Source organism: Microbispora sp. H13382 (genome assembly GCF_014161445.1).
In the GTDB taxonomy this organism is placed as follows: domain Bacteria; phylum Actinomycetota; class Actinomycetes; order Streptosporangiales; family Streptosporangiaceae; genus Microbispora.
The window spans coordinates 158357-182813 of the sequence record NZ_JABBXA010000018.1 but is presented as its reverse complement, the minus strand read 5'-3'; the positions used below and the strand labels follow the sequence as shown (position 1 = coordinate 182813).

The following is a 24457-nucleotide window of genomic DNA, read 5'->3' as shown; positions in this document are numbered from 1 at the left end:
GCCGTCAGCCGCACCCTCAGTCACACAGGACCCGGGCCAGGCGCCGGGAGGCGAACCAGACCCCCGCGCCGGCCAGCGCCGCCAGGTAGGCCACGTGCCCCAGCAGCCCCCACCCCGGCACGCCCATGCACAGGCCACGCACCAGCTCCACCGCGTGATACAGCGGCGTGAGCTGGACCAGCACCTCGACCGCGGCCGGATAATCCCGCACGGGGGAGAACGTCCCGGAGAACAGGAACAACGCGAACTGCCCGGTCCCCATCAGGTCGAAATCCTGCCAGCCCCGCATCAGCGTGCTGATCGCCATCCCCAGCCCGCCGAAGGCCAGCCCCACCAGCACCGTCGCGGGAAACGCGGCCAACGCCCAGCCGGGCTCCGTCAGCCCCATCGCGACCATCACGACCAGGAAGATCCCGGTGTAGAGCGAACCCCGCACGATCGACCAGACCAGCTCACCGAACGCGATCTCGATGGGCCGCACCGGCGTCGCCAGCACCGCCTCGAACGTCTTCATGTACTTCAACTTGAAGAAAAAATTGAACGTCGTCTCGGCCAGCGCCCCCGACATCGCCGACACCGCCAGCATCGCCGGCGCGACGAACGCCGCGTACGACATGGTCCGCCCGTCCACCGTCAGATCACCGATCAGCGCACCGACCCCGACACCGATCGACAGCAGATACAGCAGCGGCTCGAAGAAGCCCGACACCAGGATGATCCAGTACGACGGCCCGGAGCGCAGCGCCCCCACGTTGCGGCCGATGACGGCGCCCACCCGGCCTGGGGAGACCCGGGACGCCACCAGCGCGGTCACCATCAGTCCTCCAACCTCCTCCGGAACGCCCGCACCGCCAGGAAGAACCCCGCCGCCGCCCACGCCAGCAGATACCCGGCATGCACCGCGACCGGCCAGGACGGGGCCGTGCCGAGCGTCGCCGCCCGGCACAACTCCACCGCATGCCACAACGGTGAGGCGTACGCCAGCGGACGCAACACCGCCGTCAGCTGCTCCACCGGGAAGAACACCCCGGCGAACAACGTCGACGGGATCACCACGAACCGGAACAGCAGCGAGAAGTAACTGTCATGGTCGATCGTGGCGGCGAACGCCATCACCGGCGCCGACACCGACACCGTCAGCACCGCGCACACCAGCGGAGTGACCAGCGCCCACGGCGAATGCAGCCCGCCGAAGAACACCACCACGACCAGGAAGGCCACCACCGCGATCGTCACCCGGAGGACCAGGTAGAGCAGCTGACCCCGGACCATGTCCGCCGGCCCCACCGGCGTGGCCCGCATCGCGTGATAGGCCCGGACCCACTTGAAGTCGCCCAGAACCGAATAGGTCGACTCACCCACCGCGATCTGGAAGGCCGTCGACGCGAGCACGCCCGGCACGATCCACGACAGGTAGTCGACCCCCTGAACCCTGCCGACATAACCGCCCACACCGATACCGATGCTCAGCAGGAACAGCACCGGCAGCACGAACGAGGAGAACACCGACGCCTGCCACAACCGCCGGTACAAGGTCAGATGCCGCTCCAGCACCGCGACCGTCGGATGCACCCCATGGGTCACAGCCATCTCAGTCCACCAACGTCCGGCCCGTCAGATGGAGGAACACGTCCTCCAGCGTCGACCGCCGCACCAGCACGCTCGACGGCTCCAGCCCCCGCCGCTGGATCTCGGCCAACGCCGCGTCGCCGTCGTCCACGTAGACCAGCACCCGGTCGGGCAGCGGATCCACCCGCTTGCCGACCCCCTCCAGCGCCGCCGCATGCCGCGCCCCCGACTCGGACATGCCGGGAAAACGCACCTCGACCACCTCGGGCGTCGAGTAGGTCTCGATCAGCGACCGCGGCGACCCCTCCGCCACGATCCTGCCGCCGTCCATCACCACCAGCCGGTCGCACAACTGCTCGGCCTCGTCCATGTAGTGCGTCGTCAGCACCAGCGTGACGCCCCGCTGCTTCAGCCGGAACAACCGCTCCCACAGCAGGTGACGGGCCTGCGGGTCCAACCCCGTCGTCGGCTCGTCGAGCAGCACGAGATCAGGGTCGTTCACCATCGCCCGCGCGATCGTCAGCCGCCGCTTCATGCCCCCCGACAGCGGCTCCACCTTCCCGCCCGCACGCTCGGCGAGCTGCACGAACTCCAGCAACTCGTCGGCACGTCTGCGGCTCTCCGCCCGCGACAGCCCGAAATAACGGGCGTACGTCACCAGGTTCTCCCGCACCGTCAGGTCGGGATCGAGGTTGTCCAGTTGAGGACACACCCCCAGCCGCGCCCGGATGCTCGGCCCGTCGCGCACCGCGTCCATGCCCAGGATCCGCAGCTCCCCAGAGGTCGGCGTGGACACGCAGCCGATCATCCGCATGGTGGAGGACTTACCGGCCCCGTTGGGCCCGAGGAAACCGAACGCCTCACCCGGCGCCACCTCGAGGTCGATCCCGTCGACGGCGGTGAACTTCCCGAAGCGTTTGACCAGGCCGCGCGCGTAGATCAGAGGTTGATCAGCCACGATCCGAGACCCTAACCAACGGCCCCGACATTTCCGCAACAGGTTATCCGCGCCGCGGGCCGGGCCCTGTCCCCGCCTCCCCGGCGGCCCGCGACGATCGCACGCCGCCTGGTCCGGTGCCCGTACGCCCCGTCCGACGCCGTACGCTGACTTGCGTGAACACGTTCGAGCTGGGCACCGACGGCCCGCGGGTGATCCTCGCCGGCATCGACGGCTCGGAGACCTCCATGCGCGCCGCGGCTTACGCCTGGGGGCTCGCCCGCCGTCAGGGCTCGCACGTCGTCCTCGTCCACGTCACCAGCCCCGGCACGATCAGCACGATGATGCCCGCCGCGTCGGCCTCGGTGATCGAGGCGGGGGAGCAGGTCGCCGCGGAGCTACGCGACCAGGTGGAACGCTTCGCCCAGGCCGCCCACTCGCGCGTCGACTACACCTTCCGCACCGAATACGGCGACGCCTCCGGCGTCCTCGCCAGGATCGCCGACGAGATCAGAGCGGACGCGGTCGTGGTGGGAGCCTCCACACAGGCCGGCCACCGCTTCATCGGCTCGGTCGCCCTCCGCCTGGTCCGCGCCGGCCGCTGGCCGGTCACCGTCGTCCCCTGACCCGCCCGGCATCCCGCGGCCCGGCGCTCAGCCGCGCACGTCCAGTGCCCGCAGGCCCTCAAGCACCCGCCGCAACGTCGCCTCGTCCGGACCGTCCGCCCGCACGCCCACCGGATGCCGCCGGTCCCGCCGCGGCAGCCCCTCCGGCGACGGCCCCGCGGACGCTCCCGCCGGGACGGCCGCGGCCGTCCGCTCCCGCGGGCCCGCCGCCGGCACCCCCGCCCGTCCGCACCGCCCGGGACCGGTGTCCGGGGCGCCGGCCGCCCCCCGCGGACGCGCCCCCTCGACCGGGACGATGGCCAGCTCACACCACACGATCTTGCCCCGATCCGGCGCCGGGTAGTGCCCCCAGTTCCGGGCCAGGCCGCCGACCAGCGCGAGCCCCCGGCCGCCTTCGCCCAGCTCGCCCTCCACATCGCCGCGCGGCACCGGCTCACGGTCGCTGACGTCCCACACCTCGATGAACAGGCTGCGCCGCCCGGACGCCACCCGGACCCGCAGCGCCACCGTCCGCAGGGCCACCGGGAACATCGACGAGGCGACCGGCGGGCTCACCACGGCGTCCGTCGCCCGCACCGCGTTCGTCACCAGCTCGGAGACGACCAGCTCCGCCGTCTCGGCCAGATGCGCGAGCTCCCACCCCCGCAACTGGCACCGTACGAACGCGCGCGCCCGCCGCGGAGCCGTCGCAGCCGACCCGAACACCTCGAACGCGGTCCTGCGGCCCTCCTGGGAAGGAAAGGGAGAGGTCAGCATTCCGGTGGACGCGCCTGGACGGACCGGCCGGCGGGGACCGGGACGGCCGGTCGGGGAAAACCCATGCCTCCGATCATCTGTCATGAACGGCTGAAAAGTGGCCGGCTTAACGGCATTCGCCGAGATTTCTCCTTCCCCTCACCCGCAAGTCACCGCCATACCTGACGGAAGATGACAGGAACACGCGGCACGCTGGACACATGAACGGACACGCGACCGGAACGTTCGACATCACCGGCTGGACCGAACTGGCGACCGAGGAGAAAGAAGGCGCCACCTTCGGCCGCAACCACATCGCCAAAACCTTCCAGGGCGACCTCCTGGGCACCAGCACCACCGAAATCCTCACCGTCGTCACCCCCGGCGGCCCCGCCGCCTACGTCGGCGTCGAACACTTCGAAGGCACCCTCCACGGACGCAAGGGCACCTTCGTACTCCAGCACAGCGCGGCCAGCCACAACGGTGAACAGTGGCTGAAGTGGCAGATCGTCCCCACCAGCGGCACCGGCGAACTGGCCGGACTCACCGGCGAGGGCACGATCCGCGTGGAGGACGGCCACCACTACCTCCTCGACTACACCCTGCCCGACGCCTAACCCGCCCCCATCCGGGTAGCCGGCAGTCCATGGTGAAATCCGCTGACCGGCGGTCCACGGACGAGCCCGCCACCGCCGCTACCGCCACCCCCCGCACCAAGACGCCCCGCGTCGCCGTCATCGCACACCGCAAGAAAACCATCGGTGGCGGCCTCGACGAGCTCCGCAAGCTCATCGCCGGCTACGACGTCGACGACCTGCTCTGGTACGAGGTCCCCAAGAGCAAGAAGGCCCCCAAGAAGGTCCGCCAGGCCCTCAAGGACGGCGCGGACCTGTTCTTCCTCTGGGGCGGCGACGGCACCGTGCAACGCTGCGTCGACGCCCTCGCCGGAAGCGACGCCACCGTCGCCGTCATCCCCGCAGGGACCGCCAACCTGCTCGCCCGCAACCTCGGCATCCCCGAGGACCTGCCCGAGGCCGTACGCATCGGCTTCGAAGGGCGCCGCGCCAAGATGGACCTCGGCAAGATCAACGGCGAGCACTTCGCGGTCATGGCCGGCGTCGGATTCGACGCCGAAATGATCGCCGACGCCGACCGCGGCCTCAAGGACCGCCTCGGCCGCTTCGCCTACATCTGGACCGGGCTGCGCCACGTCGGCGGCGCCGTGACCCCCATGAAAATCAAGATCGACGGCAACGACTGGTTCGAAGGCGACGCGAGCTGCGTCCTGGTCGGCAACGTCGGCACCGTCACCGGCGGCATCGACGTCTTCGAAGACGCCCGATTCGACGACGGCTGGCTCGAAGTCGGCGTCTCCACCGCCGAAGGCCCCATCCAATGGGCCCGCGCCCTCGGCCGGATGAGCGCCGGAGACGCCGAGAAGTCCCCCTTCGTCCGCATCACCCGCGCCAGGAAGGTGACCGTCAAACTCCGCACCCCCATGGCGTACGAACTGGACGGGGGAGCCCGCGACCGGGTCGATCGCATCACGGTCAAAGTCGTGCCCCAGGCCATCACGGTCTGCCTGCCCGAAACCCCCGCCTGACCACCGGGAGCCGGAGCGGTTCTTCCGCCTGGACGAGAACGCCGAGTACGGGCCCCGCTCGCAACGGCGGATGAGCACGCGTACGGCGACCGGGACCAGAGCTGCGGGAGTTCCCGGCGGCGCGGGTCTGGTTGTCGCGGAGGAGCCGCACGCCCGGTACGACCGGGCGTGCGGCTCCAGGGACGGACTCACCTCACGATGATCCGTCGCGCCCTGGCGACGCCGGCGATCAGCCCGGCACGTCCAGTGGCTGAGCCAGATTCCGGGCACCCCCACGGCCGAGGGCGACCGGGACCGCTCGATCGAGATGGTGAAGTGCCTGGGGGGCATGTACGTCGACGCCGCAGGGGCGACGTTCGTCCGAGACGCGCTGCACCTACGCGCGGACTCGAATGTAGCCGTGCGACTCGCAGAAACGACCGGTTCGCGAGGCTGAGTGGAGTGCCGCCCGGCACGGCATGCGCCAGCGGCCCCCTCCCACATCCCGACGTACGGCCGCCTTGCATCCTCGCACCGAAGAGGTGCGGCATGCCGCGTGAACAGCGGCATTGACAATAGGCAGGCAAATGCCTGCATAATCTCGGATGTGAAGTCCGAAGCGACACAGATGGACATGGTCTTCAAGGCACTGGCCGACTCCACCCGGCGGCTCCTGCTCGACCGCCTGCGCGAGCACAACGGTCAGACGCTGCGCGAGCTGTGCGAGCGCCTGGACATGGCGCGCCAGTCGGCGACCCAGCACCTCGACATCCTCGAGCGGGCCAACCTCGTCACCGTCGTACGGCGCGGACGGGAACGACTTCACTACCTCAACCCCGTGCCGATCCACGAGATCGAGCAGCGCTGGATAGCGGGGTTCGACAGGCCCCGGCTGAACGCGATCAGTGCCATCAAGAAACAAGCAGAGGAGTACGCCATGAGCGACGAACCCACGTCCGTGCCGACCTACGTCTACGTCACCTACATCCGGGCGAGCGCGGAGCAGGTGTGGCACGCCCTGACGGACGCGGACCTGACGGCGCGCTACTGGGGACACGCCAACGTCTCGGACTGGCAGCCGGGCTCGACCTGGGAGCACCGGCGCGTCGATGGATCAGGCGTCGTCGACGTCGCCGGCCGGGTGATCGAGGCCGAACCTCCGACGCGACTGGTCATCACCTTCGAGGACGCCCTCGACGCCGAGCCGAGGCAACCGTCGGTCGTCACCTTCCTCGTCGAACCGCACCAGGACATCGTCCGTCTCAGCGTGACCCACGAGAACCTCGCCAACGAGGACATGCGCGACGCGGTTTCGCACGGATGGCCGGCCGTGCTGGCGAACCTCAAGTCGCTGATCGAGACGGGCGACGTCCTCCCGCAGGCGCCATGGGAGATGTCGCCCGCGCAGGCCTGAGACGGCACTCCCACGCACGACTTCGAACAGCGAAGAAAGAGGACGACATGGTGGACAGCGCTCCGCTCCGCGAGGCCTATCGCACACTGCTGGACGCCGCCGCCGCGGTGGCCGACCGCGGGGGAGCGAGCCTCGTCCCGCCTCCCGGCGAGTGGAACGCCGACCAGATTCTGGCGCACGTCTCCATCGTCAACGCCGTCACCATCACCGCCGCCTCCTCGGTCGCCGCGGGAGCGAGCGTGACGTACGACAACCGCATGGCGCTCGACACCTGGACCATCGAACGCGTCATCGTGCGCGCCGGCGGCACCGCCGGGCTTCGGGACCGCATCCGCCTCCAGGGGGAGGCCCTGTGCGCACTCGGCGGACCGATGCTGAGCGAGGCCGAGCTCGACACACCCGTGCCCACCCTGCTCCTGTCCAAGGGCATGGTCCTGGTCGATCAGCCCGTGGCGTTGCGCGACCTCATCACCGGCCTCGCCGAAGAGGAACTTCCCGGTCATACGCGGCAACTCCTGGCCCTGCTGCCGGACGGCCACAGGGAGGTCGCGCTCGTGGGCGCGGACGGCGGACACAGCGGGGGAGAGGGCAGTGGTCACCGTCCGTGACCGTCTCTCACAGAGCTCGCCGACGGGCAACCGCGGCTCGCGCAGAAACGGCTTCTCGCGCGATCCGGCTCGGTGACAGGTGCGCCCGGCGCATCGAATTCCGCAGGGGCGGACGTGAGCATTGCGGCTCTCGCCGTGGTCTGCGGGCGAACCACGAGGATGTCCCGGATCGCGCGACACCGGTCCGTCCACGGCAAGGAGAGCGGCCGCTGGGCATGCACTCGGTTCCGATGTCGTCGGCGTCACGCCAGCCCGGGCGGTTCGCCTCGATTTTGGCAGCATGAGCACCCTGTCCGGGCGACGGCGGGAATCCTCCGGAGAGGGGCCTTCAGTGGCTACTTGACATAATGTTCCTTATCGAGCAACGCCGGAAGGGGTGCACAGGGCCGGAAAGGCGAGCAAATCCGGCCGGCCGAGACTCCCGGACGCCACGAGCCGTTCCTCCTCGTCGCGCAGCCTCCTTGCGGTCGTCTGTTGGGTCCGTCGGGTCCTCGGACTCGACGACAGGTGCGCCGGCGCCGCGTACACGGCCGCGCCGTGTACGCGGCGCCGGCCGGACGGGTTTCCGCGTTTACCGGGCCGCACAGGCTTCGAGGGTCCGGCAGGCCGTCAGGGCCCGCCGGACCCGGGCGGCCTGCCACTCGCCCGCGCCGCATCCCGCCACACCCGACGCGCAGACGAGGTCGGACCACGATCGCGCCATCACCGCGCTGCCGAGCGCCTGCTCCCTGAAGTGAATGCCGACCCGCTGCGATGCTCTCGCCTACCGGACATAAACGCCCGTTCGATCTCATACCGGACAGAAGGTGAATTCTGTTTGGTATAGACAAAGAAGTCTCTGTCCACTCAAATGATCTCGCTGCGCGACATTTACCCCCCGCCTCCCCTTCGCGCCAGGAACTGCCGCGCGCCACGTAGCGTGGTCCGAAGCCGCCGCCGGGTCATGTCACACTCCAGACGCACATCAAGCGGTCCCGGTATGTCGGTGTCCGCTCGCCGGCCTGGCGGCAAAGCGCTTTCGTCGAGGCCGTCACGCCGGGCGATGAGCACTCCCAGTTCGTATCGGCTCACCGCGTCGGGTCCCGCGACGTGGTGGATTCCGTGATGCTCGGACGCGGCGAGTTCGAGGAGCGCGGCGGCGAGATCGGTGACGTGCACGGGACACCGCACGTCGTCGGTGAACAGCACTCCCCTCGCTCCGCCGCCGGCCAGTGAACGCACCAGCGCCTCGTGGGGAGAGTCACCGTCACCGATGATCAGGGACGTCCGGGCTATGACCGCGGAGGGCGCGATCGCGTCCACTGCCGTCTCGGCGGCGGCTTTGGCCGCGCCGTACGGGGTGATCGGGTCGGGGACACAGGTCTCGTCATAGCGGATCGCGGCGCCCGAGAAGACCGCGTCGCTGGACACATGCACCAGACGCCCGCCTACCGCGGAGGCGGCGAGGGCCACGTTCGCCGCTCCGGCCGCTGTGGTCGTCCAGTCGGCCTGCCGGTAGGCGGCGTTGACGACCACCTCCGGCCGGGAGGCGCGGACCAGCGCGTCGACGTCCCCTCGCCGGCGTACGTCGAGTGGCATCCACTCGACACCCGGGGCCTCCCCTGGGCGGGTGAGGTAGGTCGCGATCACCTCATGGCCGGCCGCCGAACACCGGCGAGCCAGTTCCCCGCCGAGAAAACCACTGCCGCCGACGATGAGAACTCTCATGGCCGACCACCATAGGCACTCCGCGACCACGACGGTGGGCGAAATCCACGCCTACGCCCCAGCGACAGGGATACATTGATTACACTATTACAAGATCTTCCTCATCCCTGATACCGCGGCCTTTGGGGCGATGCGCACATGATCGTGGAGTACATCCGTTACCGGATCGAACGGCAGGACGCCGAGGAGTTCGAGGCCGCCTACGAACGCGCCGCGGTGCCCTTGGCGGCCGCGCCCCAGTGTGTGGACTACGAACTGTCCCGCTGTGTCGAAGAGCCCGAGTGGTACGTCCTGCGCATCACCTGGACCTCCGCCGAGGACCACCTGCGGGGTTTCCGGGGTGGTGAGCACTTCGGGGCGTTCTTCGCCGAGATCAAGCCGTACGTCCGGCAGATCGAGGAGATGCGGCACTACGAACGCACGTCTGTGCGCGGCACCGGCTCCTCGGTCCCGAGCCTGTACGACTGGGCGGGCGGCGCCGAGGCGTTCGAGCGGCTCACCGAGACGTTCTACGAGCAGGTGCTCAAGGACGATCTGATCGGTCCTCTCTTCGCCCACATGGATCCGGGCCACCCCAAGTACGTCGCCATGTGGCTGGCGGAGGTCTTCGGCGGCCCGTCCCGCTACACCGACGAACGGGGCGGCTACCACCACATGCTCGTCCAGCATCTCGGCAAGGCCATCACCGAACCGCAGCGCCGCCGCTGGGTCAGTCTTCTGATGGACGCCGCCGACGTGGTCGGGCTGCCCGCCGATCCCGAGTTCCGCGCCGCCTTCGCGGGCTACATCGAGTGGGGCACCCGACTCGCCTTCGCCAACTCCCAGCCCGGGGCCCGTCCCCCGCAGCAGGCTCCCGTCCCCCGCTGGGGCTGGGGGGTGGCCCCGCCCTACATTCCCGCGTCGTGACCTGGTCCCGTGCCCGCCGCGCGTGGGTCGTCCTCCTCGCGTACGGTGAAGCCGCCCCGGCCGTCGAAGGTCACCGTGTGAACCGCGTCGAAGCCGTCCGACAGGCGGGGGCGGCGGAGGCGTTCCGCCGTGGCGAGGACGCCGACCTCGGGCACCCGCGCGCGGCCGGTTCGCCTGGCGTTGCGGTCCAGGGACGCGGTGAGATCGGGAGGGAACCAGTAGGCGACGACGCGGGCGCCGTGCTCCTTGGCGTCACGATGAGCGGGCCCCACTCCTCGGGAGCGGGGTTGGTGTTGTCCACGGCCACGTCGCGCCCCTCCCCCAATGCCTCGGCGATCACTCGGAGCTGGCGTCGCTGCCTATGGCGGGCGTTGGGCCAGTTGTCCTTGCTGACATGGGCGTGCGTCGCCGCCAGGCGCTGCCGGTAGAAGGTGGACTTTCCCGATGCCTGCAGCCCGACGAGCACGGCGACCTCCCGGCCTGTAACGGCCGCGGATCGCACGTCGGGGGTCATACCTCATTCTCCCCCGGTGTTGTCCCGCCGCCGATCCCCCGCGCCCGCGGACGATGTTCGCCGCGCCCGTTACGCACGATCACGGCATGTCGTTTGCGACCTGGACGAGGAGGGTGTACGTGCGGCTGATGCGGATGGTGCGCCGGGTCGCGCCGGCGGTCGAGGCCGGTCCGGCCGGAGGGTGATTTCCGGAGATGGACGAGGAGGAACTGACCGGGGGCGGTGTCAACCGTGTCGTCCGGGTGGGCGGCACGGTGCGCCGGCCCGCGCGCCGGTGGACGCCGGCGGTGCACGCGCTGCTGGACCATTTGGCGGCGGCCGGGTTCGGCGGGGCGCCGAGAGCGTACGGGCGTGACGGCGAGGGCCGGGAGGTGCTGGACTTCGTCCCGGGTGAGGTGCCGGGCTATCCGCTGCCGGCGTACGCGATGACGGATGAGGCGCTGGCGGGTGTGGGGGTGCTGCTGCGGGACTACCACGACGCGACGGCGGGCTTCGGGTCCGCGGAGGCCGCCGAGTGGTACTTCCCTCCGCGCGTTCCGGCCGAGGTGATCTGCCATGGTGACGTGGCGCCGTACAACTGCGTCTTCCGGGAGGGGCGGCCGGTGGCGTTCATCGACTTCGACACGGCGCATCCGGGGCCGCGAGTGTGGGATGTGGCGTATGCCGCCTACCGGTTCGTGCCGTTGCACGATCCCGGCCGTGACGAGAGCGCTCCCGGTGTGGAGGAGCAGGCGCGGAGGTTGCGGGTGTTCGCCGACGCCTACGGGCTCGGGGTGGAGGACCGGGATGCGCTGGTGGAGGCCGCGCGGGCGCGGCTGGAGCACCTGATCGCCCACATGCGCGCGGAGGCGGGGGCGGGTCACGAGGCGTTCGCCGCCCATGTCGCGGAGGGGCATGATCTGCTGTATCTCACCGACAGTGCGCACATGGCGCGTCATGAGGCGCTGTTCCTGGCGGCACTGTCGCCGGAGGAGCCGGACGGCGGCAGGGCGGGGATGTCGGCGGGGTAGAGCGAGAGCAGCAGTCCGTACGGCTCGCCTCCGGTGAACGGTGTCCGGCCGGGAGGGGGTAGGAGGTCGCGGAGCCGGGCGATGAGGGCGTGGGCCTCGTGCTGGGTGAGCCAGAGGTGGTTGAGCAGGGTGTGCTCGGCCTGGCCGGGGCGTGCGGGACGCATCTCGGCGAGGGCGGCCCTGACGAGGAAGTCGGGGCCGGCCGCCGCCTCCGGGTGCAGCCGGAAGGCCCGGCTGACGAGGGCGAGGGTCTGTTCGGTGCCGCCGCGTACGTGCCGGGTGGCCGCGAGGCGGACGATGCCCGCTTCGCGCAGGACGCGTACGTGGTAGCCGACGGTGCCTTTGGCGGCGTGCAGTGCCGTGGCCAGCTCCCCCAGTGTCGCGGGGCGCTGGCGGAGCAGGTTGACGACGCGGTGACGGACGGGGTGGCCGAGAGCCTTGAACTGGGCGGGGGTACGTAGCTCCAGTGTGTCGGGGTCGTGCGGAGGTGTGGAGGGGTGCTCCCCCGTCGTCGTCTCGTCGTTCACGGGGGAAAGTGTCGAGGATCGTCGACGCTTTGACGAACGGGCCGGCGGGCCAGCAGAATCGCCGGGCCGGAAGCGTCGATCTTTCTCGACGCTTGATGTGCCGAATCTGGAGGAAAGCCGATGCCTCATTCGACGGCGTACGTCATGACCGATCGGCCCGACCGCTACATCGGGCAGTTGGTGTCGCACCCGGGTCACGATGCGGAGGCCGTGCTCGGCGGCGACGGCCGGGCCGTGATCGACCTGCGGTCCGGGCGGTGCGTGCTGCGGCCGTGCGCGGGCGGGTTCGAGATGATCGCGACGGCCGCCGACGAGGAGGCGCTGGCCGGGGTGCGGGACGTCGTGACCGGTCGCCTGCTGCGGTTCGGGGCCGGCGAGGAACTCGTGGTCGACTGGTCGCCGCCGCTCGCGGGTGACGCGGTGTGGGACCTGTCCCCTGTCGTGGACGACTACCTGCTGACGCATTGCTCCCCCGCCGACGAGGTGCTGCGAGACCTGGTAGTCAGGACGCGGGAGGAGACGGGCGGAGCGGCCGGCATGCAGATCTCGCACGACGAGGGCGCCCTGCTGACGATGCTGGCGCGGATGTCGGGCGCCCGCCTGGCGGTGGAAGTGGGGGTGTTCACCGGCTACTCCTCGATCTGCATCGCCAGGGGGCTGCCACCGGGCGGGCGGCTGCTGGCGTGCGACGTGAGCACGGAGTGGACGTCGATCGCCAGGAACTACTGGGAGCGTGCGGGCGTGGCCGACCGGATCGACCTGCGGATCGCGCCGGCGCTGGAGACGCTGCGCGCGCTTCCGGCCGAGCCGGTCGTCGGTTTCGCCTTCATCGACGCCGACAAGGAGAGCTATCCGGACTACTACGAGGAGGTGGTCACGCGGCTGAGCCCGGGCGGCCTCGTCGTGGTCGACAACGTGTTCCAGGGTGGGCGGGTGTTCGACCCGGCCTTCCAGGGGGACGCGCAGCTGGCCGTGCGCCGCCTGAACGAGACGATCGCGCGTGACGAGCGGGTCGAGTCGGTGATGCTGCCGGTGCGCGACGGCGTCACCATCGCCAGGCGGGTGGGCTGATGCCCGGGTCCAAGCCGAGATACGGGTGAAACCGGCCTTGACTTGAGTCGATGTGCGAGTCCTTCCGGTGTGGGTGTGCCCTTCACAGTGCTCTCAGCGATCTGTCAGGCGGGTGCGGAGGAACCGTGACCTGCTGGGAACCGATCTATCCGAGCACCGGGTAGTTCGCGCGGAACACGTTGTGCGGGTCACGGGCCCGTTTGATCTCCCGCAGCCGCGCGAGTACGCCGCCGGAGAAGGACTTCGCCGCCGTTTCACCGGGCGACAGCACGGTGTACGGCTTTCGGCCGCTGATGTAGGCCTCCAGGTCGGCCACGACCTCGGCCTGCTTGGCGCGCGTCGCATCGGCCGTGTGCGGCAGGCCGAGACCCAGCAGGCCGAGCAGGTACGGCTCAGTCACCGCGCCGCTCGCTCCGGCCCCGTCGCCCGGCTCGGCGAGCGCCCCGCCCAGGTGCCTGATCTGCACGTTGATGAGTGGTTCGACCGGTTTGGCGAGCAGGAGCTCCACCGCGTCCGCGTCCAGGCCGGTGAGCAGCTCCGCACGAGCGATCGATGGGGCCGGATCGGTGGGCTCGGCGGTGATGTCACCCAGGTCGGCGACCGGGACGACGCCGCGGCTGTCGGAGATCGCGCCCTCGATCTTGCCGATGCGCGCCAGCAGGTCCTCCCCGCGAGCCGCCTCGCCCAGGTAGGTCAGATCCAGCGTGACCATCGGCGGCGCGCCGGGTGGCTGAAGCCGGTTGATCCAGACGCTGAGTTCACGCGGCGCTTCGGCGGTGATCTCCAGGAACGCGTCGTACACCTCCCTGGTCCGGTGCTCCGGCCAGATCACGCGCCCGCCGTACAGGACGGGCACGGGATACAGCTCGAGTTCGAGGGCGGTCACCACCGCGAAGTCCCCGCCACCGCCGCGCAGCGCCCAGAACAGCTCGGGATCGGACTCGGCGGTCACCCGGCCCGGCTCGCCATCGGCGTCCACGATGTCGATGGCCCGCACGCTGTCGGAGGCGAAGCCGTGCTTGCGGCTGAACCAGCCGACCCCACCGCCCAGGGTGTAGCCGGTCACGCTGACCCCCGGTGCGCTGCCGGACAGGCCGGTCAGACCCAGCGGACCGGCCGCCGCCAGCACCTGCCCCCACTTCACGCCCGCGCCCACCCGGACCACGCGCTCCTCCGCGCGTACCTCCACCTTGTCCAGCAGGCCGGTGCGCAACAGGATCAGGCCTTCCACATCACCCGAGGCGCCATGCCCGCTCGGCTGCGCGGTCACCGTCATACCCGCCCGCCGCGCGTAACGGACGAGGGCCGCCACGTCATCGGCATCCGCGGCGTCCGCCACCGGCTGCCTGACGGTCAGATTCCACGCGGTGGCCGCCTGTTCGAAGCCGTCATCACCGGCCAGGAGCACGCGCCCCTTGAGGACACTCCGCAGATCGTTGATCGTCATCGTCGTCTCCTTTTCGAGTTCTCGGAAAATGCGAAGGCACACCCGTGCCGCACTACGGCAAGGACGGCGGCGGGTGCGGAGGTGCATGCTGTCGCCGGTGCCGTCACCGTTCGTGGTCGTCGACGAAATGGTTGTCGTGGGCTTGGTGGAGTCGGCTCAGGTCCCGCTCGTTCACAGCGGCGAGCTCCGCGAAGTACTCCTCCCGGGGTACGCCCGGCGAGAGCGCCATGAGGAGGGTGGCAGGTTCGGCGCGCTTCTTCCGGAGCGCGTGGACGTCGCCCACCGCGGCATGCGCGGTGTCGCCGGGCCGCAGTGTCCGCCAGGCCCGCCCGTCGAAGTAGTCGACTTCACCTTCTTCGACGATGAAGGTCTCGCTGAAGGTCGTGTGAAAGTGCGGGGCGGGTCCCCGGCTGGAGGGCGACATGCACCACCGGTAGACGCTCACGATCCCGCTGGTCTCCTCCGGGCCGGCGAGGACTTCGATGGTCGATCCGCCGGCGCCCAGCCGGATCGTCCGCGTCTTTCGGGCTTGCTCGGGTTGCGTGCAGAACCAGTCCGTCTGCTTGGTCTCGGTCATGGCCCGAGTTTCGGGGCTTCGCCGCTTCGCTCGCGCTCATTTCGGCGGTGGCCTAACAATAGGGAGGTGATCCGCTACCGATTGGGCGCTGGTGCCGCGAGCGTGCGATGGGCGATGTCGCCGATCCACGAAGTGGTCAGTCTTGCCCGGCTCCTGACCGAACCGCAGCGTCACCCGATGTTCCACCAGTGGCTTCGCCGTCGCCGCCACCGCCTTTCGGGCCTGGATCTGAGCGCGCTCACGGTCTTCATGGCCGATGGCGCGTATCGGCCCGACTTCCTTGACCCGTCGCCGATGTCCAGTGAGCCGACCATCGACGAAGGCATGGATGCCCTCCTGTCCACCCCGACGGACCAGGTCCACGCCGAGCTGGTCGACGCCGGTGTCGGGCGTGGGGCAGAAGTAGGCCGCCGACTGCTCGATGACCCCGACCGGGCCAGGTTGGAGGCCGCCGATGCGGTGCGCCGCCTCTGGAAGGCGGCCATGGAACCGGAGTGGCCGTCCATGCGGCAGGCGCTGCGTGCCGAGATGCTGGACCGGGCCATCCAGGTCAACCGAGAGGGGCTGCGTACGGTCCTCCCGCGCCTGCACCACTCCGCGGCGTGCGAGGGCGACACCATCACCGTCGCGTCGACCGTCGACATCGACGTCGACTGCCCCGAGGGACTCATTCTCGTTCCGTCGCTGTTCATCACCGACCGGGTGCAGTGCACCACCTCAGACCACTGGGCTCCGGCGATCTACTACCCGGCATCCGGGCGGTACCTCTGGGCGGCACCCCCCACGCCGAGATCCCTTGACCGGCTACTGGGAGCGACTCGATCGAGGATCCTGGCCGCGCTCACCACTCCGTTGCAGACGACCGTTGTGGCCAGGCTGGTGGGCGTCACCGCCCCGACGGCCAGCGAACACCTGGCGATCCTGCGGGACGCCGGGTTGATCGACAGCAGCCGGGCCGGTCGCACGGCCACGCACGAGCTCACCAAGGCTGGACGCGCTCTCCTGGACGCGGCCTCGCCGCGACCATGACCGGTCTGCGAATGGCCGGTTCTACCCCGTATCTCGGCTGAAGCCGATGCCGAAAGGCTGACTGTCCCGTGGGGCAGGGCTTACGATCACCACATGTTCGGCTTGGGCACGGTCGAGGTGTTGATCCTCGCCATCATCGTGATCGCGCTGCTCGCTGTGGGATTCGCGGCCATGCGGGCCGGTGCCCGTCCCGCCGGGCCGCTGGCCTGGCGCAGCCCCGGGCTTCTGCCGCCGGTCTCGGCCGACCTGCAGCACCGGGTGCGGGACCTGTACGCCGAGGGCAAGAAGATCGAGGCGATCAAGCTGATCCGCGAGCAGACCGGGCTGGGGCTGAAGGAGGCCAAGGACCTGGCCGAGGCCCTGGCCTCCGGGCGGCCGCTGCCGGTGGCGCCGGGGCACGCGCGGCCGGATCTGGCGTCGCGGGTGCGGGAGCTGAAGGCAGCTGGGCGCGGCGAGCAGGCGGTGTTCCTGGTGCGCGGCGAGACGGGGATGGGCCAGGCGGAGGCCGAGCGGTTCGTCGAGGCGATCGATGTCGCCGACGCGGGGGGCGGCGGGGCGTAGGAGACCGCCGCCGCGGCGTTTGCTGTCGGTGCGTGTCGGTACGGTGTCGATCATGCTGCCCGCACAGGTGAACAGGCTGACCGTGCAGGAGGCCGCGGACCGCTATGTGGAGCTGGTCCGGGCCAAGACGGTGACGGGTGGGTTGTCGCCCGCCACGGCCGAGGTGTACGCGCGGGACGTGGCCACGTTCGTACGGCTGGCCGGGCCGGACCGGGTGCTGGACGACCTGACCGGCGAGGACGTGGACGCGGTGCTGCTGGCCTTCGCGCGCAAGCCGGACGAGCGCAGGAAGGGCGACGTCAAGGGCAAGGACACGGGGACAGGCACGGCGAAAGGCACGGGGACGAGCACCGGGCAGAGCGCCGCGTCGCAGGCGAGGTTCCGCCGGTCGGTGTCGGCGTTGTTCCGGCACGCGGCGTCGGCGGCGTGGGTGCATCTGGACCCGATGGCGGCCTCGTCGGTGCGGGCGCGGGAGCGGGGCGGGCTGCGGCCGGAGCGCCGGGCGCTGACGCGGGAGCAGGCCGAGGGCCTGATCGAGGCGGCCGGCTCCCCCGCCGCGCCGCCCGCGGAGGCGGCGGGCCCGGCGGCGCGGCGCCGCCGGCGGGCCGACCAGCGGACGGAGGTGCGTGACGCGCTGGTGGTGCTGCTGCTGACCACGCTGGGACCGCGGGTGTCGGAGCTGGTGCGGGCCAACGTGGAGGACTTCTACACCAACGACGGGCTGCGTTACTGGCGGATCTTCGGCAAGGGCGGGCGGACCCGCGACGTTCCGCTGCCCGACGCGGTGGCGGCGGCGCTCGACGCGTACCTGGCGGTGCGGGCGGGCGGCGACGGCGAGAAGGCGCTGCTGCTGTCGTGGCGGGGCAGGCGGCTGGCGCGGGGTGATGTGCAGGCGGTCATCGACCGGGTGCAGCGGCAGGTGGATCCCGGGCGGCGGCGGGCGGTGACGCCGCACGGGCTGCGGCACACGACGGCGACGCATCTGCTGGCGGACGGCACGGACATGGACGCGGTGCGGCGGGTGCTGGGGCACAGCGATCTGTCGACGCTCGGCCGCTACCGGGACGACCTGCCTGGGGAGCTCGAGGTGGCGATGGGATCGCATCCGCTGCTGCGCCGCCGGCGTGGCCAGGCCGGGCGGGACGGTCAGGCCGGGCCGGACGCGTAGCGGGTGTTCAGGCGGCGCGTACGGGCCGGCGCACGGTGGTGCGCATGGCCGCCGGGCCGGTCTCGGCGCCGGTGAGGTGGATCTCGTGGGGCAGGCCCGCGTGGGCGAGTTCGGGGATGTGGGCGGTGGTGTGCCGGTTCATCGTTCGTCGTCCAGCCGGATCATCAGGTGGGTGACCAGCCGCTCGGGCGGGGTGGTCGCGGGGTCGGAGACGTAGACCTCGCGGAGGGGGCCGGTGGGGGTGTGCCCGCGTTCGGCGCACCAGGTGAGCAGGGCGTGGGCGGTGAGCGGGACATGGTCGTAGGGGCCGACGTGGGTGGCGGTGGCGAACACGCCGCCGGGCAGGATGTCGGGCTGGGCGCCGGGCACGTCCGGCAGGTCCGGCCCAGTGAGGGCGACGGCGACCGGGACGGCCTCGCCGTAGTCGAGGGGGAACAACCCGACGAGCGCGGGCGCGGCGGTCATGGGGACGGCCATGAGGCGGGCGACGCAGGCGGAGGTGGCGCGGCCGATGTCCTCGGGGGTCGCGGCCAGGTCGCGGACGACGATCGCGGGCCGCGGGGGTTCGGTGACGACGGTGGCCTCGGCGGTGGGCAGGCCGGTGGCGAGGACGCGTTCGAGGGTTGTGAGGGCGCGCCTGCGGCGGGCGAGCTCGGCCTCCAGGTCCTCTTTGACCTTGGCGAGCGCGGCGGCCACGGCGGCCTCTCCCCCGGTGCCGTCTCCCCTGGCGTCCATGCCGCCGTCCGTTCCGGCGGCCAGGACGGCCGCGACGACGGGCAGGGGGACGTCGAGGGAGCGCAGCAGTCCGATGACGAGCGCGTCGCGGGCCTGGGCGGTGCGGTAGTAGCGGTAGCCGCTCGCGGGGTCGATCCAGGCGGGTTCGAGCAGCCCGAGTGTCGCGTAGTGGCGCAGCTGCTTGACGCTGAGCCGGGTGAGGCGGGCGAACTGCCCGATCGACAGGAGGTCGTTCACGTGCTCAAGGATGGCCCCTCCCTCTGTGGGAGAGTCCAGCGCTCACCCGGCCGGCCAACGAGTCGCCGGGCCGGCCGCCGGAGGTGTCGCGGCCTCCGGCGGCCGGGTGCTCACAGGCCGATGTTCGCCTGGGGGCCGGCGTAGGTCTTCACGAGGGAGGGGACGTCCGCGGCGGGATCGAGCGTGTAGGAGTAGAACGAGCTCGGGGTGAAGGCCGAGCCGCCGCTCTCCTGCTGTCCGCTGCAGTTGACGACGATGCTGCCGCTCTGCTTCAGCTGCGCCGCGTCGTCCTTGTAGTAGGGGTCCTTGACGTTGTCGAAGTAGCTGTTTTCCAGCACCATCTTGGTCGCGCCCCACACGCCGGAGCCGAGGAAGAAGCCGCCGTTGACGATGTGGCCCTTGGTGCCGACGCCGACGATGGTCTTGTTCGAGGCGACCTTGAGCTCCGTGCCGTACGGGGTGGCGGTGATCGTGCCGTTCACCCTGATCGTGTAGGGCTCGCTCGCGGTGGCGTACTTCACGAGGTCGGCGTAGGTGGTGACGGTGACCGTGGCGCCGGCGGCGCCGCCGGTGGTGGTGCTGTCGCCCATGCCGCTGGTAGAGGCGAAGCCGTCGGCCCTGTCCGGCCAGGTACGCCCGCCGCCTGCGCGGGCGCCGCGTGCAACGCCACCGCGGCCAGCGGCAGCGCCGCCACGGCGGCGGCCCGGGGTGTGGTGACACGCATGTCTGTTCCTCGGGGGTGGTCAGCCGGCCGGGTTCCAGCCGTCGGATCCGGCCAGGTACTTCTGCGGGGTGTAGTTCGCGGCCTGGGAGTCGCTCAGCTGCGGCCGGTTGGCGTTCACCCCGGCGCCGGCGCCGGTGTTCCTGTATTCGAGGAAGCGGGCGTTCTTCCAGGAGTTGCCGGACATGTCGGTCCAGGGCTGCGAGGTCTTCATCGTGGAGCTGAGGGTGGACTCGCGGTAGAGCACCTGGGCGTTGGGTCCCCAGGGCCGGCCCAGCTGGGTGGTGTTGTTCGTCGCCCCGGTGATGCGCGATTTGTAGATGAGGAAGCCGTAGGTCTTGGCGGCGTCGGTCCGCGCGGCGGTGATGGGCCCGCCGGTGCTGCGTTTCTCGTAGATGTCGCAGTCGTTGATCACGATGGTGCCGTCGCCGAAGATGAAGTCGACGGTGCCCTCGACGTAGGAGCGGGTCATGTAGGCGCGGGCGGACGCGTTGACCAGGAACGTGTCCTGGTCGCCGAGCAGCCGTACGTTGGACAGGACCGCCCGGTCGGCGTTGAGGTTGAGCGCGACGGCCTGCTGGCCGGTGCTGCTGGTGTTCTCGTCGAAGTCGTTGGAGACCGTCAGGTTGGTGAGGGCGGTGTCGTGGCCGTTGACGAACGCGGTGGCGCTGTTGAAGGTGCCGTAGGTGCCGGCGGAGTGGTTGTTGACGATCACGACGTCCTGGGCCGACCCGCCGAGGCCCTGCAGGGTGACGTACGGCTTGTTGGCCGGGATCGTGATGATCTCCCGGTAGGTGCCGGGCTTGATGGTGATGACGACGCGGCTGCCGTTGTTCGCCGGCACCGCGTCGATCGCGGCCTGGACGGTGCGGTACCTGCCCGTGCCGTCGGCGGCCACGGTGGCCGTGCCCTGCGTGCCGGCGGGGGTGAACAGCCATTGTTTGTTGGTGTTGGCGGTGCAGGTTTCCTGGATGACGGCGGCGCCGGAGGAGGTGGAGGCGCCCTTGTCGCTCAGGCACAGCCCGCTGGCGACGCTGACGATCTGGTAGGTGCCCGACCCGGAGGCCACCAGCCGCCACTGCTGGTTGGTCTGGCCGTCGGCGCAGCCCCACTGCTGGATCTGCACCCCGGAGGTGGTCGAGCCGCCCGGGACGTCGACGCACATGCCGCTGTTAACGTTCACAATGGTGAAAACGCCGGACCCGGCGGATTTGAGGGTGAACTGCTGCCAGGCGGCGCCGGAGCAGCCCCACTGCTGCAGCAGCGCGCCGTTGTCCTTCGACCCGGACACGACGTCCAGGCACATGCCGCTCTTGGTGACGCTGATCTGGTACGTCCCGCCGGCCGCGGGGACCGCCGCCTGCGCGGGCGCCGCGTGCAACGCCACCGCGGCCAGCGGCAGCGCCGCCACGGCGGCGGCCCGGCGTGCCGCACGCCGCAGGATCGGAGGACTTGTGGTGGGGGGTGTGAGATGCATCTGCGCTCCTAGACGCGCGCGCGGGACGGAGAGGGCTCTCGCGCCGTACGGCCACCGCCCGGCACGATAGCCCCCGCACCGTAGAATCAGATTCGGGAATATGTCAACTGTCCAAACTAAATCCCTCTGTTGGCGCTGCTCAAGCAAGGTGAGCCGGGCCGAAAGTTTCATCGCGCATGATCCGCTTGACCCTCACGCCGCGTGAGGCCCCAGGCTCGAAGTCCGGAAGGGAGGAGGACCCGTGGGCTACTCGGTCGGCCAGGTCGCCCGCTTCGCCGGGGTGACCGTGCGGACGCTGCACCACTACGACGAGATCGGGCTGCTGACGCCCAGCGAGCGGTCGGCGGCCGGATACCGGCGCTACACCGAGCCGGATCTCGACCGGCTGCAGCAGGTGCTGTTCTACCGGGAGCTCGGGTTCTCCCTGGAGGAGATCGCCGTCGTCCTCGACGATCCGGGCGCCGATCCGCTGACCCACCTGCGCCGCCAGCACGAGCTGCTGCGGCGCAGGATCGGACGGCTGGAGGAGATGGCGGCGGCGGTCCAGCGCGCGATGGAGGCGAGGAAGATGGGCATTTCCCTCACGCCCGAGGAGCGGTTCGAGGTGTTCGGCGATTTCGACCCCGACCGGTACGCCGAGGAGGTCGAGGAACGCTGGGGCGGCACCGACGCCTTCGAGCAGAGCCGCCACCGCACGGCCCGCTACACCAAGGACGACTGGCGGGCCATCACGGCGGAGGCCGGCGAGGTGCTGGAGGCGTTCGCCGCGGCCTTCGCCGAGGGGGTCCCGGCGGACGGCGAACGGGCGATGGACGTGGCCGAGCGGCACCGGGCACACATCACCCGCTGGTTCTACGACTGCACGTACGAGATCCACAAGGGTCTCGGGGAGATGTACGTGGCCGACCCGCGCTTCGCGGCCAACTACGAGCGGGTCGCCGAAGGGCTGAGCGGCTACGTACGCGACGCCGTCCACGCGAACGCGGCGCGGCACGCCTGACCCGCGGAAAGGCCGTCGGCTCGGACGAGACGGCCTTCAGCTGAGGATCGGTACAGATCCTGGCGGTGACTCGTCGCCGCTCGATCCCCGGCCGGGTGTCACAGCACGGCGGCGAGCGAACCGGTCATCAAGCGGCGCCATCCGCCGTCCATGATGGTGCGGGCCCTGCGCTGCAACTCGTTGCCGGGGTCGAAGCCCTCGTGGGTGAGGAACAGACGGGTTCCCCGGCCTTCGGGTTCGAGCGTCCAGGTGATGGTCCAGTCGGCGCCGGCCCGGCTGTCGGGGTCGGCGTCGCGCCAGCCCAGCCGGAGCATGCGCCCGGGCTCGAAGGCCAGCACCTCGGCCTGCACGGTGCCGCTGAACCCGGTGCCGGGCATGGCGGTTCCGCGCATCGTGTAGCGGTGGCCCACGCTCAGGCGGAAGTCCCCCGGCATGAACCACCGGGCGAGCAGCTCGGGGTCGGTCAGGGCCTGCCACACGCGGGTGGGCGGGTGCGCCAGGTACTCGTCGAGGTGCAGCACGGTGGGGTCGTCGGCGTCGGTCATGGCCTCTCCTCCTGATGGGCGCGGGTGCCGGTGTCATCGGCGGTGTCATCGGCGGTGTCATTGGCGGTGCCGTCGAGCAGGTGACGCAGGGCGGACAGCCTGTCGCGCCAGAACCGCTCGTAGGGGTCCAGCCAGTCGCGGACGTGGACGAGCGGGACGGGCTCCAGGCGGTAGAGCCGGCGCCTGCCGTCCCTGCGTTCGCTGACCAGGCCCGCCTCGCGCAGCACCCGCAGGTGCTCGGAGAAGCTGGGCCTGGCCATGGCGAAGCGCGAGGCGAGGTCCTGCACGGACTGGGGGCCGTCCTCGCGCAGCAGGCGCAGGACCTCGCGCCGCACGGGGCTGGCGAGCGCGGCGAAGACGGTGTCTTCCTTCGGTGACGGCCGCCGTACGGCGGCGGGGGTGACGTCCACGACCCCATAATAGGTAGGAAATCTCCTACCTGTCATCTCTCGGTGCCTTCACAGTCAGGAAACGCAACGGAAACACGGCCCAGTCAAGATGGGGACTCGTGATCAGGGCCATTCTGTTCGACCTCGACGAGACCCTTTTCGACCATCGCCGGGCGGTCGCGCACGCCGCGACCCGCTGGACCGAGTCGGTCTGCCCCGGTCACGAGCTGCTGCCGGAGACACCGGCGCTCTGGCTCGACCTGGAGGACAAGCACCTGCCGGCGTGGCACGCCGGGGAGTGCTCGTTCGCCGAGCAGCGGCGCAGGCGGCTACGGGAGTTCTGCCGTCGGCTCGGGCTGCCCCAGCCGGCCGACCCGGACGCGGCGTTCGCCGGATTCCTGACCCACTACGAGTCGGCCTGGGCCGCCTTCCCCGACGTGAATCGGACGCTGAAGGCGCTGGCTGCTCTCGACGACGCCCCGGCGCTGGGCGTGCTCACCAACGGCCTGCCGGTGCAGCAGGAGGCCAAGCTGCGCCGCATCGGACTCCTGGACCGCATGGACGTGGTCCTGACGCCCGACGCGCTCGGCGCGTTCAAGCCGTCCGTGGAGTGCTACCGGCGGGCGGCGGCGAAGCTGGGCCTGCCTCCCGAGGAGGTGCTCATGGTGGGCGACAACCTCCTGCTCGACGCGGTCGCCCCCGCCCGGGCCGGGATGCACGGCGTGTGGCTCGACCGGTACCGCGCCGAGCCTGGTCCCTCCTCCCCCGCCGTCACGAGGATCACCACGCTGCGGGATCTGCCCGATGTGCTGGCCGCGCTGAATCGGCCTCGCGGGAACATCGGAACGAAGACCAGCGGTCGCGAGGCGGTTCTGGCTCGCTGACGACCGGATCTCCAGCGGTGGAGCCGGGCTCGAAGGGGACCCACGCCACGGCTGCCGCCCGGTTGCCATCGTCCGCCTGCGGCGCCGCTCCTGCCGCCTGCGCCCGGGCCGTACCGGCCGGGGCCTGCGGCGCGGTCGCGGAGAGTGTCCGCGTCATCAGCGAGCCCTGCCGGTCGAAGCCCACAGAAGGGGTACGGCCGGAATACGGCTGAAAGGGCCGCGGGCGTCGTTGATCATCAAGTTGGTCGGCGTCGTGCTCGTGGCGGCTCCGGAAGCCATGCGCGACGTCGGTCGATGGGACCGCCTATCCGCTGGGTCGGTACGGCCATTTCGGGCCCGCCTCTGGTACGGGACCCGGCGTGCTCGTGCGGGGCGAGGCAGGGCGTCAGTAAGGCTCGTGCAACCAGGTTCACGCAGGGCGGGGCCGTCGGCGGCACCGGGGCGGCGAGAGCCCGCGGAGCGTTGACTTTGTCTCAAGGTA

At 70.7% G+C, this 24457-nt stretch carries 28 protein-coding genes; 13 read left to right on the top strand and 15 right to left on the bottom strand.

Features of this window, described 5'->3' with window-relative positions:
* Positions 1–16 precede the first annotated feature (16 nt).
* From HHX41_RS29875 to HHX41_RS29865, 3 genes are read right to left on the bottom strand one after another with little or no spacing between them, the layout of a single operon-like run.
* Positions 17–817 (bottom strand): ABC transporter permease, encoded by an 801-nt coding sequence (locus HHX41_RS29875; RefSeq protein WP_169982658.1) that lies wholly within the window; start codon positions 815–817, stop codon positions 17–19.
* Positions 817–1590 (bottom strand): ABC transporter permease, encoded by a 774-nt coding sequence (locus HHX41_RS29870; protein WP_182908607.1) that lies wholly within the window; start codon positions 1588–1590, stop codon positions 817–819. Before HHX41_RS29870 ends, HHX41_RS29875 begins: the two co-directional genes overlap by 1 nt.
* A 1-nt stretch (position 1591) precedes the next feature.
* Positions 1592–2527 carry an ABC transporter ATP-binding protein gene (locus HHX41_RS29865; protein ID WP_310742253.1) on the bottom strand — a complete coding sequence of 312 codons (936 nt, stop codon included), beginning with the start codon at positions 2525–2527 and terminating at the stop codon, positions 1592–1594.
* Between the two features lie 155 nt (positions 2528–2682).
* Here HHX41_RS29865 and HHX41_RS29860 point away from each other — a divergent pair, with 155 nt between their 5' ends.
* Positions 2683–3132 (top strand): universal stress protein, encoded by a 450-nt coding sequence (locus HHX41_RS29860; protein ID WP_169982656.1) that lies wholly within the window; start codon positions 2683–2685, stop codon positions 3130–3132.
* A 27-nt stretch (positions 3133–3159) separates the two neighbouring features.
* On the opposite strand, the gene HHX41_RS29855 is transcribed toward HHX41_RS29860, so the two are convergent.
* On the bottom strand, positions 3160–3888 hold the full coding sequence (locus HHX41_RS29855) for an ATP-binding protein (protein ID WP_182908606.1): 729 nt from the start codon (positions 3886–3888) through the stop codon (positions 3160–3162).
* Positions 3889–4088: 200 nt separating this feature from the next.
* Between HHX41_RS29855 and HHX41_RS29850 the strand changes: the two genes are divergently transcribed.
* The 4 genes from HHX41_RS29850 (at position 4089) to HHX41_RS29835 (ending at position 7471) form a co-directional block, all read left to right on the top strand.
* Complete coding sequence (locus tag HHX41_RS29850; protein ID WP_182908605.1) at positions 4089–4484, top strand: DUF3224 domain-containing protein; 396 nt, start codon at positions 4089–4091, stop codon at positions 4482–4484.
* A gap of 29 nt (positions 4485–4513) precedes the next feature.
* Complete coding sequence (locus HHX41_RS29845; protein WP_182908604.1) at positions 4514–5470, top strand: diacylglycerol kinase family protein; 957 nt, start codon at positions 4514–4516, stop codon at positions 5468–5470.
* Positions 5471–6056: 586 nt separating this feature from the next.
* Entirely contained in the window at positions 6057–6863 is an 807-nt protein-coding gene (locus HHX41_RS29840) for a metalloregulator ArsR/SmtB family transcription factor (protein ID WP_310742252.1), read from the top strand.
* A 47-nt stretch (positions 6864–6910) separates the two neighbouring features.
* On the top strand, positions 6911–7471 hold the full coding sequence (locus HHX41_RS29835) for a hypothetical protein (RefSeq protein ID WP_182908603.1): 561 nt from the start codon (positions 6911–6913) through the stop codon (positions 7469–7471).
* An 870-nt stretch (positions 7472–8341) separates the two neighbouring features.
* Here the strand turns inward: HHX41_RS29835 and HHX41_RS29830 are convergent.
* Positions 8342–9178 (bottom strand): sugar nucleotide-binding protein, encoded by an 837-nt coding sequence (locus HHX41_RS29830; RefSeq protein WP_182908602.1) that lies wholly within the window; start codon positions 9176–9178, stop codon positions 8342–8344.
* A 138-nt stretch (positions 9179–9316) separates the two neighbouring features.
* Here HHX41_RS29830 and HHX41_RS29825 point away from each other — a divergent pair, with 138 nt between their 5' ends.
* The gene (locus HHX41_RS29825) at positions 9317–10084 is read left to right on the top strand and encodes a group II truncated hemoglobin (protein ID WP_182908601.1); all 768 of its coding nucleotides are present in this window, start codon (positions 9317–9319) and stop codon (positions 10082–10084) included.
* On the opposite strand, the gene HHX41_RS41115 is transcribed toward HHX41_RS29825, so the two are convergent.
* A complete protein-coding gene (locus tag HHX41_RS41115; protein WP_259401405.1) occupies positions 10066–10356 on the bottom strand; it encodes a hypothetical protein in 291 nt (96 codons plus the stop codon). The genes HHX41_RS29825 and HHX41_RS41115 overlap by 19 nt on opposite strands.
* 436 nt (positions 10357–10792) lie before the next feature.
* On the opposite strand from HHX41_RS41115, the gene HHX41_RS29815 reads away from it, so the two are divergent.
* On the top strand, positions 10793–11608 hold the full coding sequence (locus tag HHX41_RS29815; RefSeq protein WP_182908600.1) for a phosphotransferase enzyme family protein: 816 nt from the start codon (positions 10793–10795) through the stop codon (positions 11606–11608).
* Here the strand turns inward: HHX41_RS29815 and HHX41_RS29810 are convergent.
* Complete coding sequence (locus HHX41_RS29810; RefSeq protein WP_182908599.1) at positions 11533–12135, bottom strand: helix-turn-helix domain-containing protein; 603 nt, start codon at positions 12133–12135, stop codon at positions 11533–11535. The genes HHX41_RS29815 and HHX41_RS29810 overlap by 76 nt on opposite strands.
* Positions 12136–12255: 120 nt before the next feature.
* Here HHX41_RS29810 and HHX41_RS29805 point away from each other — a divergent pair, with 120 nt between their 5' ends.
* Positions 12256–13206 (top strand): DUF2218 domain-containing protein, encoded by a 951-nt coding sequence (locus tag HHX41_RS29805; RefSeq protein WP_310742251.1) that lies wholly within the window; start codon positions 12256–12258, stop codon positions 13204–13206.
* Positions 13207–13351: 145 nt separating this feature from the next.
* On the opposite strand, the gene HHX41_RS29800 is transcribed toward HHX41_RS29805, so the two are convergent.
* Both HHX41_RS29800 and HHX41_RS29795 read right to left on the bottom strand, forming a co-directional pair.
* A complete protein-coding gene (locus HHX41_RS29800) occupies positions 13352–14653 on the bottom strand; it encodes an FAD-binding oxidoreductase (protein WP_182908598.1) in 1302 nt (433 codons plus the stop codon).
* Positions 14654–14756: 103 nt separating this feature from the next.
* Positions 14757–15230, bottom strand: coding sequence for a cupin domain-containing protein (locus tag HHX41_RS29795; protein ID WP_182908597.1), 474 nt, complete (start codon positions 15228–15230; stop codon positions 14757–14759).
* Positions 15231–15296: 66 nt separating this feature from the next.
* On the opposite strand from HHX41_RS29795, the gene HHX41_RS29790 reads away from it, so the two are divergent.
* From HHX41_RS29790 to HHX41_RS29780, 3 genes are all read left to right on the top strand, one after another.
* Entirely contained in the window at positions 15297–16259 is a 963-nt protein-coding gene (locus HHX41_RS29790; protein WP_182908596.1) for a DUF5937 family protein, read from the top strand.
* A gap of 93 nt (positions 16260–16352) precedes the next feature.
* Positions 16353–16820, top strand: a complete 468-nt coding sequence (locus HHX41_RS29785; RefSeq protein WP_182908595.1) for a ribosomal protein L7/L12 — start codon at positions 16353–16355, stop codon at positions 16818–16820.
* A gap of 52 nt (positions 16821–16872) precedes the next feature.
* Positions 16873–17988, top strand: a complete 1116-nt coding sequence (locus tag HHX41_RS29780) for a tyrosine-type recombinase/integrase (protein WP_182908594.1) — start codon at positions 16873–16875, stop codon at positions 17986–17988.
* 7 nt (positions 17989–17995) lie between these two features.
* Here HHX41_RS29780 and HHX41_RS41105 read toward each other — a convergent pair whose 3' ends face one another.
* The 4 genes from HHX41_RS41105 to HHX41_RS29765 all read right to left on the bottom strand — a co-directional run bounded on the left by HHX41_RS41105 (position 17996) and on the right by HHX41_RS29765 (position 21158).
* Positions 17996–18130, bottom strand: coding sequence for a hypothetical protein (locus tag HHX41_RS41105; protein WP_259401403.1), 135 nt, complete (start codon positions 18128–18130; stop codon positions 17996–17998).
* A complete protein-coding gene (locus HHX41_RS42035) occupies positions 18127–18960 on the bottom strand; it encodes a GyrI-like domain-containing protein (protein WP_310742250.1) in 834 nt (277 codons plus the stop codon). Before HHX41_RS42035 ends, HHX41_RS41105 begins: the two co-directional genes overlap by 4 nt.
* A 110-nt stretch (positions 18961–19070) precedes the next feature.
* Positions 19071–19550 carry a hypothetical protein gene (locus tag HHX41_RS29770; protein ID WP_220504530.1) on the bottom strand — a complete coding sequence of 160 codons (480 nt, stop codon included), beginning with the start codon at positions 19548–19550 and terminating at the stop codon, positions 19071–19073.
* Positions 19551–19703: 153 nt separating this feature from the next.
* A complete protein-coding gene (locus HHX41_RS29765) occupies positions 19704–21158 on the bottom strand; it encodes a pectinesterase family protein (protein ID WP_182908593.1) in 1455 nt (484 codons plus the stop codon).
* Positions 21159–21399: 241 nt separating this feature from the next.
* Here HHX41_RS29765 and HHX41_RS29760 point away from each other — a divergent pair, with 241 nt between their 5' ends.
* Positions 21400–22158 carry a MerR family transcriptional regulator gene (locus HHX41_RS29760; RefSeq protein WP_182908592.1) on the top strand — a complete coding sequence of 253 codons (759 nt, stop codon included), beginning with the start codon at positions 21400–21402 and terminating at the stop codon, positions 22156–22158.
* A 98-nt stretch (positions 22159–22256) separates the two neighbouring features.
* Here the strand turns inward: HHX41_RS29760 and HHX41_RS29755 are convergent, their stop codons facing one another.
* Together HHX41_RS29755 and HHX41_RS29750 are read right to left on the bottom strand one after the other, a co-directional pair.
* The gene (locus HHX41_RS29755) at positions 22257–22703 is read right to left on the bottom strand and encodes an SRPBCC domain-containing protein (protein WP_169982639.1); all 447 of its coding nucleotides are present in this window, start codon (positions 22701–22703) and stop codon (positions 22257–22259) included.
* Positions 22700–23113 carry a metalloregulator ArsR/SmtB family transcription factor gene (locus HHX41_RS29750; RefSeq protein WP_310742249.1) on the bottom strand — a complete coding sequence of 138 codons (414 nt, stop codon included), beginning with the start codon at positions 23111–23113 and terminating at the stop codon, positions 22700–22702. The genes HHX41_RS29755 and HHX41_RS29750 overlap by 4 nt, the downstream gene beginning before the upstream one ends.
* Before the next feature lie 98 nt (positions 23114–23211).
* Here HHX41_RS29750 and HHX41_RS29745 point away from each other — a divergent pair, with 98 nt between their 5' ends.
* A complete protein-coding gene (locus tag HHX41_RS29745; protein ID WP_182908590.1) occupies positions 23212–23976 on the top strand; it encodes an HAD family hydrolase in 765 nt (254 codons plus the stop codon).
* Positions 23977–24457: the final 481 nt, after the last annotated feature.

What these genes read in the sequence shown, in the direction of transcription:
- HHX41_RS29875 (WP_169982658.1), bottom strand. Translation starts at nt 817, where the DNA reads ATGGTGACCGCGCTGGTGGCGTCCCGGGTCTCCCCAGGCCGGGTGGGC.
- HHX41_RS29870 (WP_182908607.1), bottom strand. Translation starts at nt 1,590, where the DNA reads ATGGCTGTGACCCATGGGGTGCATCCGACGGTCGCGGTGCTGGAGCGG.
- HHX41_RS29855 (WP_182908606.1), bottom strand. Translation starts at nt 3,888, where the DNA reads ATGCTGACCTCTCCCTTTCCTTCCCAGGAGGGCCGCAGGACCGCGTTC.
- HHX41_RS29850 (WP_182908605.1), top strand. Translation starts at nt 4,089, where the DNA reads ATGAACGGACACGCGACCGGAACGTTCGACATCACCGGCTGGACCGAA.
- HHX41_RS29845 (WP_182908604.1), top strand. Translation starts at nt 4,514, where the DNA reads ATGGTGAAATCCGCTGACCGGCGGTCCACGGACGAGCCCGCCACCGCC.
- HHX41_RS29835 (WP_182908603.1), top strand. Translation starts at nt 6,911, where the DNA reads ATGGTGGACAGCGCTCCGCTCCGCGAGGCCTATCGCACACTGCTGGAC.
- HHX41_RS29830 (WP_182908602.1), bottom strand. Translation starts at nt 9,178, where the DNA reads ATGAGAGTTCTCATCGTCGGCGGCAGTGGTTTTCTCGGCGGGGAACTG.
- HHX41_RS29825 (WP_182908601.1), top strand. Translation starts at nt 9,317, where the DNA reads ATGATCGTGGAGTACATCCGTTACCGGATCGAACGGCAGGACGCCGAG.
- HHX41_RS29815 (WP_182908600.1), top strand. Translation starts at nt 10,793, where the DNA reads ATGGACGAGGAGGAACTGACCGGGGGCGGTGTCAACCGTGTCGTCCGG.
- HHX41_RS29805 (WP_310742251.1), top strand. Translation starts at nt 12,256, where the DNA reads ATGCCTCATTCGACGGCGTACGTCATGACCGATCGGCCCGACCGCTAC.
- HHX41_RS29800 (WP_182908598.1), bottom strand. Translation starts at nt 14,653, where the DNA reads ATGACGATCAACGATCTGCGGAGTGTCCTCAAGGGGCGCGTGCTCCTG.
- HHX41_RS29795 (WP_182908597.1), bottom strand. Translation starts at nt 15,230, where the DNA reads ATGACCGAGACCAAGCAGACGGACTGGTTCTGCACGCAACCCGAGCAA.
- HHX41_RS29785 (WP_182908595.1), top strand. Translation starts at nt 16,353, where the DNA reads ATGTTCGGCTTGGGCACGGTCGAGGTGTTGATCCTCGCCATCATCGTG.
- HHX41_RS29780 (WP_182908594.1), top strand. Translation starts at nt 16,873, where the DNA reads ATGCTGCCCGCACAGGTGAACAGGCTGACCGTGCAGGAGGCCGCGGAC.
- HHX41_RS41105 (WP_259401403.1), bottom strand. Translation starts at nt 18,130, where the DNA reads ATGAACCGGCACACCACCGCCCACATCCCCGAACTCGCCCACGCGGGC.
- HHX41_RS29770 (WP_220504530.1), bottom strand. Translation starts at nt 19,550, where the DNA reads ATGGGCGACAGCACCACCACCGGCGGCGCCGCCGGCGCCACGGTCACC.
- HHX41_RS29765 (WP_182908593.1), bottom strand. Translation starts at nt 21,158, where the DNA reads ATGCATCTCACACCCCCCACCACAAGTCCTCCGATCCTGCGGCGTGCG.
- HHX41_RS29755 (WP_169982639.1), bottom strand. Translation starts at nt 22,703, where the DNA reads ATGACCGACGCCGACGACCCCACCGTGCTGCACCTCGACGAGTACCTG.